Origin of the sequence: Pedobacter sp. Bi126, assembly GCF_918698245.1 — a bacterium.
Taxonomy (GTDB): Bacteria; Bacteroidota; Bacteroidia; order Sphingobacteriales; family Sphingobacteriaceae; genus Pedobacter.
Window position 1 is genome coordinate 609,340 of the sequence record NZ_CAKKMS010000001.1, and the last position, 15,948, is coordinate 625,287.

The following is a 15,948-nucleotide window of genomic DNA, read 5'->3' on the forward strand; positions in this document are numbered from 1 at the left end:
TATACCATAATAAATATCGCCGCAACATTTGTTTGTTCGGGGATAGTTTTGTTATATTTTATAGACATACAAATCTCTATTTAATACTCTGTAGACTCCATTTTATCAACATGAAAATCCAATTTATACTTTCATAACTCACCGTTTCTATCCCTGTGGCAAAAAATATAATTTTGCAAAGGACTACTTCGGAGAGCCTGTCGAAACGACTTAGACGGTGTTATGGCAGGTTCTTCAAGGCTATCAATGACAGATCTCTTAAGAAAGGTCGTCATTGCGAGGAACGAAGATAACCGAACGACAGTAAGCTCATGAATGCCTTTAAAAACAACTGCAAAAATGAATAATCTTAAAGCACTCGCTACTAGCGATAGTTGTAAGATTGCTTCGTCGGCTGAAAAAGCCTTCTCGCAATGACGATTCCACACGACCTAAATGCACTAAAAATCCTCATGTCATTTATATTGATTTTTACACAATAAATCATCCCTCGAATGAGAATCTTATATTTTATGATACAGCCTCCTCAGTCTGTTCCAATCAGACCTGATAGATTAGTAAGTATATCTGAAATAATCGATATCAACATACCCCGAGTCGCTATCGTTATTATAGTTGTACAAACCGATACGGTCGCCCCTATAACTTCCCCAGCTTAACTGGTATAGTGCACCAAAGGCGATAAACTGCAGCCCATCTGTACTATAGTAATATTGGCTTAACCCATCCAAACCCCAGGTAGATTTTAGCCAAAGCATATTGCCCTTAATTTCTGGGCCGGTAGAAATAATCTTTTTTAAATTCAGTTCGAGCACCTTTTTACCGTTTTTTTGGCCCACACCAAATGCAGCGTACAAGGGAGATCCAAAATGGGCTAAGCCACACTTTTGGCCATCACTCATCCCGCTCAGATCGAGTTTAACGACTGATTCATTTTTTACAGTACGCATGGAACGTTGCGTAAGGGTGTTTCCGGCCTTAAGTAAATTATCTTTCTCCAGTGGACTGAAAGCCCTTAACCTTAACCAGCCCTTCCTTTCTTTTAGCGATATTTTTTCTATGCGCGGCTGATAGTTCCATTCCCATTGGGGCTGGATTTTGCCCTGATTAAATTCATCGCTGGATTGCGGTAAAATTTTATTTAAAGATCGAATGGGCTTTTTATCAGCCCACACCATAGTACCAATGGTATCTGCACCTGCTTTACCAAGTATAGGCCAGCCATCAACCCAGTTAACCGGTAAGAGACTCATATTCCGGCCAGACCAGTCGCCCGAACCGTGGTGGGTTAGAAAATACCATTTCCGGCAAGGAGCCTCTACGATACCGCCCTGGTTGGGTTCGTGAAAATCCTTTTGTGCATGCCCGATCTGTTTCGCGGGTCCGTATGGCCCTGCTATGGTTTTCGCCTTCCTGATCATCACTACCCGCCCATCATCCTTTACCTCACTAAAAAAGTGGTAGTACATACCGTTGATTTTATAGAGTTTACTTGCCTCGCTCCCTTTTGATTGATAGATTACCTGATCTGATCCGGTAATAATTTCTTTTCCATCAGCAGTTAGTTTAAACAGGTGTATCTTATAGCCGTCTGCGAAATTTGTTCCAACCAGGTAACCCTGGCCATTATCGTCCCAAAAGGGACAGCAGTCATCCCAGCCTTTTGCGGCCAAAACCTTCACCAAGGGTGCCCAAGGCCCATTTATACTTTTAGCGGAGGTCATGAAATATCCATCATCCGGTGTGCCGAAATAAATCCAGAATTTCCCTAAGTGATGCCTGATGGCCCCTGCCCAGATCCCTCTTCCGTAACTGTCCATTCGCTCCCATCCGAGTTTCTCAGAAATCTGTGTAAGATCATTTACCGCATGGCCGGCTATCGTCCAGTTTACCAGATCTTTTGAATGGAGAATGACCACCCCTGGAGAAAATTGAAAAGTAGAAGAAATGGCATAATAATCAGCTCCAACCCTGATACAATCAATATCGCTATAATCACCAGGCAGCAAGGGGTTTCTATAAGTTCCATCTCCCATATCTCCCCATTTATCCCATGCTCCCCATTTTACTTTTTCAAGCCCATCCTGGGCAAAAACACCTAGTGAAACCAGCATTATAATTATCCAAAAATTCAGTGTTCTTAATAGCGCGCTCATTTTAACCTAATGCATGTAGCTTATTGACAATAAATACCAATTGATATACTCCGTGAGCACATAAAAAGCTTCAACTAGAATTTAATAGCAATACTTTTCCCTTTATATTCAACCGATCGGGTATTTGTTTTGGCGCCGGTTTTATTAGCATTCAAAGTGATAAGCTCAACATTGAAGTTTCTCTTTGCCAACATTCCGGTATAACTTCCTTTTCGATCGGAAATATTTAATGTCCTTGATTTTTGATCCCATTTCAACACAATGGTAGTGTAAGCCCCTTTTTCATAGTTATAATTATCATTTTCATCCTCATAAAGTGTAAAATTTCCATTTGCACCTTCATAAACCCGAATATCAAGATTCTCCCATTTTTTCTCGGTAGAATACTGTACATCAGGACCGAATGGAATGATAGCGCCAGTCTTCATATATAATGGAATGATGTCAACAGGAGCATCTGTTTCAATAGTCTGCCCTCCTACGCTATACTCATTTGTCCAAAAGTTATACCAGCCACTTCCTTTAGGTAAATAAACCGGAGATTTTCTTACCTGATATTTTGTTACCGGCGCAACCAGGATCGAGCGGCCAAACATATATTCAGTGCCGATTTCATGCGTACGTTGGTCGGCGATAAAATCCATAATCAATGGGCGCATAAAGGTTCCGTTATTTTCGCTTACATCCCATGATGTACCATATATGTAAGGCAACAACTTATAACGCAGTTTTATGGATTTCTCCTGAGCATCAAAACACCATGAACCACGTTCACCGAAATTCCAGATCTCCCGTGGCAGGTCGGTTCCATGAGAACGCATCATTGGACTAAAAGCCCCGAATTGCATCCAGCGAACATATAATTCCTGAAATTCAGGATTTTTATTCCCACCATTATTTCGCCAGCGCCCGGCAAAAAAGCCACCGATATCGCTATTCCAGTTAGGGATTCCCATCAAGGTATAGTTTAAAGCCGCCGGTACCTGCTTTTGAAGCATCTCCCAGCTCGATGTAACATCTCCGCTCCAGGTGTTGGATCCAAAACGCTGCTGGCCGATGAAGCCTGATCTGGTAAGGATCACCACACGCTTGTCATGATTTGAAGCACGCTGATTAGTTGCAATCCCTTTATTGTGCATCAGACTGAACCCGTTTTTTACACTTCTGTAGCTACCTAAATGGGTAGGGAGGTCAAAATCAGATTCTTTAACGTTTATGTGATCAGGTTCTGTTGAATCAAGCCACCACCCATCGTTACCAATATAGCTGAATATTCCCTTATTGAGGTATTTCCAATAGATATCAAGTGCTTTTGGATTGAATACATCATAAGGTCTTGCGCCACTTTTCGGGGGCCAGGTATCAAAATTAATGATCATATTCTTACTGTCGAACTCCTTGCGCTGAGGTGTTTTCGGACCAAAGCCCGGCCATGTTACAATCAGGAGCTTCGCATTCAAACTATGAATCTCATCAACCCATTTTTTTGGATCTGGAAAATGTTCTTTATCAAAGGTTTGTGAATTCCAGGCGCTATCCGTTTTATTATATTCCGGCCAATAGCGCCAATCCTGAATGATTACATCCAGTGGAACTTTCAAGTCCCGGTACTTTTTAACCACATTCAGACTTTCATCCTGTGTATGATAACGTTCTTTGCTCTGAAAGAATCCATAAGCCCATAGCGGAAGCATTGGAGCTTTACCGGTTAGTCCACGCAGTTCTGAAATTACGCCATCCGTATTGGAACCAAACATGAAATAATAATCAGCACAGTGACCCAGGCTTTCAAAAGATAGTTCTTCAGGTTTATCCTCAAACTTAGAAATCGAGTAATTGTCCCAGAATACCGCATAACCCTTTACAGAAAGAAAATATGGCGAATAAGTTGACATATTTTCATTTTTCATCAGATGTGAGGAATTGCGCCGGTTAAATTTATTATCCATGATCTGACCTACACCGTATATGGCTTCGTCTTTATCCAGCGAAAAAGCATTTCTGACCTTGAATGATGGGGTTCCGGCATCATTTACAGGCGAAAACAGTGTGCCTCCATCCTTATCCTGAAGGAGTTCCTTACCAGAAGCATCGTAGAAGTAAACCCCTCCAGTTTCCACATTTACCTCTACCTGAATTTTACTGCTTTTTACCACCAGATTCTGCCCTTTTTTTGCATACCTCACAGCTACTTTACTAGGTGCCGCCACAACTGAAAGACTGGTTTTAGGATAAGGTTTGCCAATGGGTGTTTTGTAAACCCTTACCGTATTTTCTGTATAGAACTCAACTGAGATATCCATTTGCCGGGCTGCAAACTTTAGCCCTTTTGTAGTCTTTTGTATGGATTGTGCCCATCCGTTCATGGTCAGCAAAAATGCAAAAAGCATAAACACACCGCCGGCTTTGTTGTAAAATTTCATAAGCATCATAAAGTTTTTATTTGATCATAACAAACATAGCGCTGAGCGGTGATGTTAAGACAACAACCATGTTGCAAAAAGTATCAATGGCGTTGATTTTTCACCTTGCGGGCATACTCCGAAGGCCTGCAGCCATACTGTTCAAAAAAACATTTACCCAGGTAGCTTGAGCTGCTGAATCCCACCCTTTCAGTGATCTCTGAAATATTGAGTTTGCCTTCTAAAATTAATTGCGTCGCTTTTTCCAGGCGAACATTGCGGATGAACAGTGATGGCGATTTATCAAGGAGTGTGATGAGTTTCCGGTAAAGTCCGGTACGGTCCATATTAAGATCACGGCTGAGCTGCTCGACTGAATAATCTGTAACCTCAATATTCATTTCTACGAGCTTCATCGCCTTTTCTAAAAATTCAGATTCGGCCTGGTTGAGACCGGTTTTGGATTCTGAAGCATTACTATGCTCCTCAGCTGTTGCAGGGAGGTTTTCTTTTTCGGCGAGAAGAACATTTTGTTGATCAATTAAGTTACGGATCCTGAGTAATAAAAGCTCTTCCCGATGCTTGCGTTCCAATGATTTTCTGGTGTGAGAAATATAAGCAAATATTGCTGCCGATATCAAGACTGAAGCCAATACTCCGAAACAGATAATTGCGGGCAATGTCTGCCACCAGGGTGCATTAATGGTTAGATCAATTTCAGAAATTGGCCCATTCCATTCTTTATTGTTGTTAGCAGCCATCACCCTTAGCTTATAATTACCGTGAGGCAGATTGGTATATGATATTTCGAGAACACCATGCCCATTTACGCCATCTTCCCTGCGACTGAAGGTTTCACGCCAGGACTTGTCTATCCCCATCAACTGATATCGATAAAAGGTTTGGGATGGATTCTGATAGTTAAGCGCTGAAAACTGAAAAGTGAGAAAGTTTTGATCATAATCAAGCTGTATCTGCTTAACATACGGCGCACTATTGATTAAAATTACACGATCACCGTAACTTTTGCCCGGCTCAACCTTTTCTCCCCTTAAGAACAGATTAGTAAAAACAGGCTTAAACGGCAGCTTACGTTGCAAAAGGCGACTGGGTTTCAAAATGCTGAATCCATTTATTCCTCCAAAATAAAGGTCACCACTCAAACTTTCGTAAACGGCCTGATTTGTATATTCACCGTCTAATGTGCCAGCATTCGAATCGAAACTGGTAAAATGAATATTTTCACTGATTGAATCAATCTGAAGCTTGTTGATTCCATAACTGGTGGTGATCCAGATATTGTTATGGCGGTCTTGTAATATCGCCTGTATAAAATTGTTTGACAGCCCATCCTTAGTATAAAACACATGCTGTTCTCCGGAAGGTTTAAATAATTTTAGTCCGTCTCCAGTTCCTATCCATTTCCAGCCTCTCGAATCAGTAAGTTCTGCAGTATGGTCTATGTTATAATCCATCAACGTTTGAGGATATTCCAATTTACGACGTACTGGTGAGGGGATCGAAAAAACATCAACTTTCTCAAGTACATTACCATTACTTAAAGCGGCTTTGTAACGATAAAAGCCCGATTTACATTTCAGGTAAATGTTGCCCGATGCGTCCTCAGCAAATGTTTTCACGATGATATCGCCCAGTAAGGCACCTGAAAAATACGATGCGCCGATATGCTTAAAAATATATCTCTCTGGATGATCGTAAAGGATTCCTTGATTTACGGTCCCCAACCAGAATCCGCCCTGCTTATCATAAAGCAGTGTACTGATCTCTGTATTAAGTTTACTTCCGTCGGTTTTGTTTAGCAGCGGCCAATATCGTTTTTCGTTACTAAAACAATCAATTATCCAAATCCCCTTGGCGCAACTGATAGATGCTTTACCTTTTGCATCCACCACTAAGGTATTTAAGGTATATGCTGTCTCAAGGATTTTTCTCCAGGCCTGTTTTTGAAGATCAAAGAAAAAGAATCCGCCGTGGGTCCCATTTCTCAACTGATAAAAACCATTGCGCCCTTTGACCACTAGGGAAGTACTGCCAAACCTAGCGTAATGCGTATCCGGATATGCAGCTGCACTGTACAACTTACGTTTCGAATTCAGATCGTAACAGATTACCTTTCCTGTACTGTAGAAAAGATGCAGCTTTTCTTCATCAGCGCTCACATCCTGAAGTCTCCCCTGATTCTGCGAGAGATCGAATTCTTGAGTATGATCGCTAAGCACAAGTTTATCACCAATTAGCAACCACAGCCGTTGCTTTGTATCCATGAAGAAATTATCTATTGGCTTAGGGAAACCTATCTTTTTGAAATAGCCCGCTAAATCTTGTGTATACTTCTCCTTGCGCAGATCAACCCGCAAAAGTTCCTTATAGTCCTTTATCCAAAGTATGGAATCGCCACTCAGATAAATCCTGTAAAAACCATCGTATGTTTTTAACGGATATTTTCGCTGCGAATCCCGGTGAATATACTTAAACCCCGCCCCATCATAGATATTGATATTACCGGTTGTTTTGAAAACCATACGTCCGTCGGGTAACTGAAGCATGTAACGAACCTGGTTGTCACTCAGTCCGTGAAGAACATTAAGTGGTGTAAATACAAATTCTTGTGATTTTGCACAAGAGAACAAGAAAAGAAAGATGGAAATAAGGAAGATTGTTCGCTTCATTCTGGCTTCAGAGTTCTCATAAAATATCGGTGCAATTATGAACAGATTTAGTTGAAGATGAGGCTGCCACTTCAATACTGACAACAGCATCTTTTATTTACACATTTGGTTACACGAATTTCGCAAAATAATCGATTTAAGCAATCGATTGCGCAAAAATATTTTAGTTAACGCTACTCATGTCGAAATTGAACAAATAGTCTCCCAATTAGCTTTTGGTTATCCCAATCAACAGGCCACTACAGTTCTAAGATATGCGAATCCCGAAAATGCCCTTAAAAAATCTGGGCTTACTTAAATTTCCTGAATTTTGTTTGTATGCCAAACCGCAGGGTATTCCGAAGTGGATTATAGCCCGATCCTACCAGGTATGAAAAATCAAGGGAAAGGCTACTGTAATGAACACCAAGGCCGAGGGTGAAATAAGAAGTATTTGCCTTCTCAGGGTGCTGGTACAAGTAGCCGGCTCTGAGGTACAGCGTCTCTTTGAAGCTCATTTCTGCGCCCGTTGATATGCCAACCTCTTTTAATTCTTCGCGAAAGCCTCCGGGGGCGTCACTAAAAGAGCCTAAAATCCCAGATGGTACCGAACGGTCAGGATCCCGTCCCTTTACTATATTCCCATCCGGACCGTAAACCGGCTGCGTTGGAGCCATCAGTTTATTAAAATCAAGCAATAAGGTAAGCTTGTTCTGCCCTTCGCCTATTTTAAGCGCAGATCCTAACTTCATACTGGCAGGAAGGAAGTAAGACTGGGCGGTATTGCGATAGGTCATTTTTGTACCGATATTGGACAGGTTAAGGCCAAAGCTTAAAACCGCAGGAGTGCCTGCCAGCGTTATTTCCGATTTCTGAAAAGCAGAAATATCTACAGCCAGGGCTTTTCCCGAGCCTCTGTTTCCATTAACTGTTCCTCCGCCGAAAAGATTACTGCTGATATACCTTACATTTCCGCCGAGAGCGAAATCCGGACCAAGCCTGAGCGAATAGCCAAGATCGAATGCAGCTTCACTGGGACTATAAACGCCGAGATTCTGAAAATTTTCGTCGCTGAAATTAATATCCCCCATAGAAAAATACCTAATGGATGCAGATACTGTATTCCGCTGGTTCACCCTATAGTAGCCACTAAGATATGAAATACTCATATCAGGGGCTAGCTGCTTGAGCCAAGGGCTATAAGAGCAGGAGATACCGAAATCTCCCTCTGTGAGAAATGCCAACGCAGATGTATTCATCACAGTAGAATTGGCATCAGGATCAAGGGCAACGCCGGCATTTCCCATCGCTCCTGACCTTGGCTGTGGCGTAATCAACAGGAATGGTACCGCAGTGTAAATATTGTTCCTCACGCTGGCATCTGTCTGGATGCCGTTTATGGACTGCGCAGATACTGTTTGATGCAAAAGAATCAGAATTAATAAAGTCCACTTTTTCGTAGACACCTTGTTTGATCGTATTTTCATAGTGTTAGATATATAAATGTGGATCGATTGCACATTAAGTTTTGATGAGCGTTTATTATCGTTAAAGCATTTTTTACTGAATTACCTTTACCAAACCGGTTTTAACAGGTAAGTTAAGATACCACTGGCCATACTTAAAACAGGAAGGACATTAATTAAAAACGCCCTTCCTGAACGGATATAAATTAAAATCAAAGACTAATTGATAAGCACTTTGCCTGCATACTGTTTATTGAGAAGCAAAATATAAAGCCCCGCAGACACCTGTCGCTGCAACTGCACTTCTATATTACCAGAATTGTTAAGCGCAGATTTTGAATACACGGTGCGTCCGGTTAAATCTACTAACTTCACTTCCACATCCTTCTTTAACAGGTTTGCAGTTGTGGTAATATTAAACCTGTTGTTTGTTACCGGGTTTGGATAAATTACCGTACTGCTGGCTAAATTAATGCTGGATTCTTTTGGTGCTGCAATGGCCAACTGGTTATTTGTACCGGTAGGCAAAGTGCCATAAATCAAGTCTCCCCTGTAGTAAACACACACATGGTTATTTTCAGCAAAACTACCAGGTTGGTAAGAATGGTCATTTAACTGATTAAACGCTGACCAGTCTGACTTGGCAATCCGGTACTGAATGTTTCCTGTTCCACTTAAGGGATGTAGTTTACCAGCACTCGAATCTACTTTCAGTTCCAGGTATGCACCACCATTAGTGCCTATTGATGGACTTATAGCCACAAACTGCCCCTGGATTTTAGACGCTCCCAAATTGGCATAGTCTGCCCAGAAGTTCAGGCTTGCTGCACTTTCAGGGGTAAAGAAATACCTGATGGAAATATCTTTGTAATCTACTGGAGTATTGCCTGTGTTCTCTAGCTTTAAATAGGTACTGATTGTGCTGCTTCCAGCATTTTTACCCTCTGTAAGTACTTTAAGGCTTTTGGTTTCCGTTATCAACGCTGGCTCACCTCCCCATATCAGGGTTCCGTTACGGTATAAAGTAATTTTGCTATTGTCGGCGTAGGTAGAACCTGTACGATAAGAAAAGTCGTTATTTTCGGTTAAGTTTGCCCAGTTTGAGTTGGCAAGGCCCGATTCGATAATGCCCGAACTGCCCCCAGCGCTAAGTGTTCCTGCGGTAGCATCAAAGCTGTATTCGATATAGCCATATGCATCGTTCCTTGGCTGAGGTAACGCAACATATTTGGTTTTAACCTTGCTGTTGCCTATCTGCGCATAATCTATCCAAGTATTAATGCCTGCAAAATTTTCTGCTGTAAGCCAGTACCGGGCTGTAAGCATGCTGTAACTGGTTGAAGTGGTATCCTCATTTACGATCTTTAACTTTGGCCTGATTACATTGTTCGATTGCTGTCCGTTGTCACCATCAGCCGATAAAACCTTTAAATTTAAAGGCAGTATAGTTAGGTTTTGAGTAGCACTGGCAGCATTGTATGTTTCATTTCCGGGCTGACTGGCTGTAAATACTGTGGTTCCGGCTTTTAAGATTCGCGCCACGCCATTTGTAACCGTAGCTACGCTTTCGTCAGAACTGCTAAAACTTACAGGAATACCAGAAGAAGCGGAAGCCTCAAGGGTAAAATCTGCATCGCCAAGAACTTTCGGCGCAATGGCAGCGAAGTTTATGGTCTGTACATTTTTAACGGTCAATACCTGTGATACAGGGGTTGCAGCCATGTACTGGGCATTTCCGGCCTGTGAAGCTGTGATTGTTGTAGTACCCGCAGTTAGAATGTGAAGTTGTCCATTCACTATTGTTGCAACATTAGGGTCTGAGCTGCTATAGCTTACGGTTAAACCCGAGCTTGCTGTTGCGCCTGCATCAAAATCAGCTTCACCAACCGTTTTTTGAGCCAGGGCGTTAAACGTGATGGTTTGACTAAGCACTACGTTCAGCATCTTTATTTCCGTTGCCGTCAGTGCTTTGCTGTAGATCCTGAAATCATCCAGGGTTCCATTTAACATAGGGTCAGGCCATTGAGACTTGCCAAGATAGTTCAGGGTAGTATTTCCCAAACTTAAAGGCTTTAATGTCATCGCGTTGTTGCGCCCAACTTCCGTCCCATTAATATACATAATAGCCTCATTACCTGATTGCGTTACGGCAATATGTGTCCATACACCCGTTGCAATGGCAATATTACTGTTTAAAATCAGCTCTCCACCACCGGCTTTAATGGCATAACGAGGGTTCCCGGCGCTGCTTTTCGGTGTAAGGAACATATAATTCGTAGTTCCTGTACCAAAGTCAAAAATACGTGCCCAGTTAGATATACCATCCATTTTAACCCAGGTGGCAATAGTAAAATCATTTAAGGTGCTTACTACAGATGTAGGAAGCGTCGCATAACCATTGGCCGTGCCATCAAAACGAAGTCCATTGTTAATCTTTCCCGCAGTCCAGGTTGCTGCGGTTTTCAGTGTACCTGTACGGCTACCCCAAACATCTGTAGCGGTTATGCCATTGGCTTCGTCAAAAGGCCAGTAACTGTATTTACTTACAGATGGCTTTGCACTGATCTCTGCACTGTTGGGATTTTCAATTATACCATCTATTGTTGCGATTGTATAATAATAGGTAACACCATTGGTTAAACCCGTATCTAAATATTCTGAACCTTTGATGGTTGCAACGGTTGCATAAGGGCCACCCGGTGTTTCAGAACGTTTGATACGATACGAATAATTAGCGTTTATAACCGAGTCCCATTGAAGGATGATTTGAGCATCACCAGGGGCAGCGATCAAGCCACCTACAATATTGCTTGAAATCTTTAAAGAAAGAGCGGCTGTATCTGCTCCGGCACCGTTTGAAGCGGTTAACGTAACTGGGAAAAGCCCAAATTCGGCCGGCATTCCAGATATTACACCTGTAGTGGCATTTACACTCAATCCGGCAGGAAGACCAGAAGCATTAAAGCTGGTCGGTGATTTGATAGCTGTAATTGTATAAGAAAAATTCTTGCCAATGATTGCAGTATCAGTTAATGCACTGGTGATGGTTACACCTATAGTACGATCGTCAAGCAATACCACGTCATTACCAGTTCCACCTCTGTACGTAACACGAAAATTGTAACCGCCTGCCGAAATAAGAGATAATTCAGGCAGATCTTTGAAAGTACCATTTATAGGTAAGGTTCCGGTATTGTTAACGATGGTATATGAAGTTCCAGAAGGAAGTACTCCCGCAATCGGAATTAACACAAGTTTCGGACTGTTTAACAAAATAACACTTGTTGCTGTAATTTTATCGCCAGTGCCATTTCCCAGGTTAATTTCTGCAGTGTAAGTGGCATCAGCCTTCATGGTAAGTGCTCCTACTTTAAGCGTACCGATCGCTGACGCTCCAGGTTCCAATATCGCACCTGGTCCGCTTCCGGTTCCAATGGTAGCCGATGATTGAATTACTCCCGTGCCTGCCAAAGTACCTTCTTGTACAATTATCGGGCTGTTGAAAACTCCACTGGCTGCATCATTAGCTATTAATAGTCTTCCCTTTTTTACAGTAGTGGTTCCGTTGTAGAGCTGGTTACCGTACATTCGCAAAGTACCTGTACCTACTTTTTCAACCGTCAGATTACCACCAAGAGCGTCAATGGTTCCTCCATAGTCGCAATATGTATTTAGTGCGCCAATGCTGATAACCGGCGAATTACTCCCGGCGGTACGAATATAACCACGTCCCCTAAGGGCTCCAAAATGGATCGTTCCGGTTTTAAAACTTAGATTCTGGCAATCAGGCGCATTGGCATCAAGTAACCAGTCTGCCTTTGCACTTCCAGATTCGGGGACCATGAAGCGAATCCGCTGGGCCCCGCTTCTAAATATCGAGGTAAAGGTACCGGTATACTCGCTATTATCTCCATACAAATTCAAACCGGCATAGTAATTTCCATCATGCGCTATGTTACCAGAACCTAATAGTTTTCCGTAAAGGTTTATTGCAGCGTAATCTTCATACAAACTACTCCTGGTTCCGGGCAACACTTCTATGTCGTTATATAACGATAGTCCCGCATCGGGCGGAGCCTGTAGCAGCCCTCCGTTCATTATGATCTTGCCTGTGCCCAATGGCCCTGCTGTAGGATGGCTGGGCGTTCCGGTTCCGTAGCCCGATGCAATTACCTTACCACTAATAATCGTCGTATTTCCTGAATAAGTATTATTGTTTCCTTTAATATAAAAATTTCCCCAAGAGTTCATCCTTAAAGAACCCGTACCGCTTATTATCCCATTCAAAACAACGCCGCCACCTGTACTCACACTTACCTGATCAGTCAATTGTAAAGCAGTCGTAAATGTCTGAATTCCTGACGAGTTGTTAACCAGGTCGTTTTTCAGTGTTAACCCATTCCCTGCAATAGTATAGGAATTCGCATCAGGTGCAAATTGAATCCTTGAGGCTACCAGACCGGTTAGGTCATTCGTTAGTAACGAATCCGTAGTCGAGCCAAACGTTAATATGGCCGGATTCGCAGGAAGCATATTTCCCGTCCAGTTAGCGGCCAGGTTCAATGAATCGGTAAGTGGTGTTGGGCTCCATATTGCCGAATTCGCACCCGGTGAGCCAAAGGCTTCTAACGAATTAGCACTTTCCTTTGTAGCCCCTAATGACGAAAGTACATAGAAGTATGGATTGCCACTGGTAACATTTGTGTCGGTATAGCTCGTCGTACTTACCGTTGCGACCGTAGTATACGGACCACCACTTACAGTACCTCGTTTTACTTTATACGAAGAAGCACCGTTGGCAGCATCCCATAGAAGATTGATCCGGTCGCTTTGATTGGTTATTACAGGGCGCCCCGGAATACCTGGAGGAACGTTAGCAAAAACTACGTTCGAATTAGCACTTTCCATATCACCTGTAAATGCCGTAATCACATAATAGTTATTTACTTCAGGTACAGGAGCAGGATCTGTAAAACTGTTGAGGGTAATAGCTGCCTGAATAGTGCTATATGGGCCTCCTGCTGCTAATGAACGTTTTACCGAATAACCGGTAGCGGTCGCTGAAGCTGGCCAGCTCAGTTTGATCTGTGTATTATTAACAACTGATGCCACAACAGAAGTGATCGCTGCAGGAGCCTGGTTATTGAGCACTTTCAGGATCAAAGTTGCAGTGCCGCTGCCTATGGCATTGGTAGCTGTTAGTGTTACTTCGCTTTGTCCTAATCCGGTAGGCGTGCCGGAAATAATACCGGTAGCCGCATTCAGGCTAAGCCCTGCAGGCAAACCGCTGGTACTATAAGCAGTAGGACTGGCACTGGCACTGATGTTATAACTGAAAGGTTGGCCAATGGTAGTTGTGGCAGTGGTAGCACTGCTAATTACCGGAGATCCCGCCGGTGCAGATTGGCTATAGCCTACATTACTGAACGTGGTTGTATTATGTAACGATGTATTATTAGAGATGGTGTAAAAACCGAGGTACAACTCTGCCGGGAAACCGGTTGCTGAATACCAGCAACTAAGATTCGTCCAGTTAACGCCATCCTGCGAGTGGTAAGCAAATATGCGGGTGTTTACACGTTCAATTTTTAACCACCACGGGGCTTTCGGCTGTCCATGCCTTCCTACACCGCCATTTGCCCCGAGCGCAAGATCCCAAAAACGGGAACCGGGCGCTAATGATTCGCGAAACATAACACCCGAGCTTCCGGTAGTAAGCGACATATTTTCAATTTTTATTACAAGGCCAGCATCACCACTAATTTTTTTAAAGTTGAAAGTGAAGGCATTACTGGTGGAATTTCCGGCGCCCTTAAGGGTCCAGATTCCATTATTGAAGGATGCGCTGCCTGCGAGTCCGGGGTTACCGATGTCAATATTGGTCAGGTTACTTACTGGCTGCACATGCTCGGAAGGATAAAATACAGGGGGCAAACTAACCGCAGTAGAAGTATCGGATGATTTTAGATATAAGAACTCCCCTTGGGTACCACCCAAAGCGGCCCGCATCCTATCGGTTTGAGGAGTAGGTATTCCCTTACGCCTGTTATATGCGTTATGAATAATATTGGTCATCCCCCATGGTCTTCCTCCAGGCTTAATTCCCCAGTTGGTCCAATAACTGGCATAGCCCCCAAAAGGGATATAAGTCATGGTATCCCCATCAAAAGCAAATTTATGATACAGCTCAGCGATAGCCAATACCCGGTTGTTTAACTCGGAAAACATATCAACCCTTTGCTTCCAGGCAACTTCTGCACCCCATACCAGGGCAGTAGCCTGCACTCCCCAGTGATCATCGCGGCCTGTATCACCTGTTTCGCCATTGGGCAACGAGTTACGCATGCCTCCGCCGGCATCCATCCTGTACACTTCAAGCGCCTGGTTAAACCGGGTTACATCATTACAGAAAATCGATGCTGCGAGGGCTGTTTTTAGCTGAATAGCACCTTTGTTCTGGTCGCGTAATGGATTAGGTACAAAGGATGTCGGAAATAAGATATTAGCGAAATAGTTTTCAACATGCTGAGTATTGGCTGCGGTCCAGCCGGGAAACGTATAACGGAGTATTTCAGCCGCTACGCCCCAATCCTGGGCATGGTCGCCAATGTCCAGATTATTTTCAATACCGCCCCAATAGGTATTGGTAACTGCCCAGGCATCCAGCATGTTGGTTGCTTTTCGGGCATAGGCACTATCCGCAGTAAAAACATACATAAAGGTCAGATTGCGGATAGCAACCATATCGTTTATCCACGCATTGTTATTCAAGTGCGGGGCACGGCTTACCGTAGCATATGGCCCTGCCATCACGTAGTTCAACTTAGACTTGCCGTCATTTTTAAATGCATTGTAAGCCGATAACCATGGTTCCTGGGTAATGTTGGCTTTTAACTGATTCAGGTCAGCCTGGTTTAAAGCGATACCCGGGTGGACTAAGGTCTGAACCTGGGCTTTTGATTGCTGAGCGCCGATAAATGTCAGAACGGCAAAAAAGAAAAAAAACAGGTTCTTTTTTGCCATCAGTTTTAGCTGATAAAGTAAAAGTTTTTTCATAAGGATGTAATTTAGTTGATTATAGATCAGATTTTTGAGCGCTGATTTCCATAAGGACACATGATATTAACTTTGATACTTAGGTATTTAAAAAATATTTTTAGAAATAACTATAATTAGTGTTCTAAAGTATTCTATTTGTGACGCGTGATGGCTTTGTATTTATTATTCGACTAATGTATGTTAAATAACATACAAC

Annotated in this window: 5 protein-coding genes; all 5 read right to left on the reverse strand. The window is 42.8% G+C overall.

The features are described 5' to 3' along the window. Positions 1-554: 554 nt before the first annotated feature. Complete coding sequence (locus LQ201_RS02275; protein ID WP_230143818.1) at positions 555-2,114, reverse strand: glycoside hydrolase 43 family protein; 1,560 nt, start codon at positions 2,112-2,114, stop codon at positions 555-557. Between the two features lie 116 nt (positions 2,115-2,230). Beyond that, on the reverse strand, positions 2,231-4,579 hold the full coding sequence (locus LQ201_RS02280; RefSeq protein WP_230146588.1) for a TIM-barrel domain-containing protein: 2,349 nt from the start codon (positions 4,577-4,579) through the stop codon (positions 2,231-2,233). 83 nt (positions 4,580-4,662) lie between these two features. Then, complete coding sequence (locus LQ201_RS02285; protein ID WP_230143814.1) at positions 4,663-7,248, reverse strand: helix-turn-helix domain-containing protein; 2,586 nt, start codon at positions 7,246-7,248, stop codon at positions 4,663-4,665. A gap of 290 nt (positions 7,249-7,538) precedes the next feature. Beyond that, positions 7,539-8,714, reverse strand: a complete 1,176-nt coding sequence (gene porV, locus LQ201_RS02290) for a type IX secretion system outer membrane channel protein PorV (RefSeq protein WP_230143812.1) — start codon at positions 8,712-8,714, stop codon at positions 7,539-7,541. 198 nt (positions 8,715-8,912) lie between these two features. Further along, positions 8,913-15,749, reverse strand: a complete 6,837-nt coding sequence (locus tag LQ201_RS02295) for a cellulose binding domain-containing protein (RefSeq protein ID WP_230143811.1) — start codon at positions 15,747-15,749, stop codon at positions 8,913-8,915. Positions 15,750-15,948: the final 199 nt, after the last annotated feature.

What these genes read in the sequence shown, in the direction of transcription:
- LQ201_RS02280 (WP_230146588.1), bottom strand. Translation starts at nt 4,579, where the DNA reads ATGAAATTTTACAACAAAGCCGGCGGTGTGTTTATGCTTTTTGCATTT.
- LQ201_RS02275 (WP_230143818.1), bottom strand. Translation starts at nt 2,114, where the DNA reads ATGCTGGTTTCACTAGGTGTTTTTGCCCAGGATGGGCTTGAAAAAGTA.
- porV (WP_230143812.1), bottom strand. Translation starts at nt 8,714, where the DNA reads ATGAAAATACGATCAAACAAGGTGTCTACGAAAAAGTGGACTTTATTA.
- LQ201_RS02285 (WP_230143814.1), bottom strand. Translation starts at nt 7,248, where the DNA reads ATGAAGCGAACAATCTTCCTTATTTCCATCTTTCTTTTCTTGTTCTCT.
- LQ201_RS02295 (WP_230143811.1), bottom strand. Translation starts at nt 15,749, where the DNA reads ATGAAAAAACTTTTACTTTATCAGCTAAAACTGATGGCAAAAAAGAAC.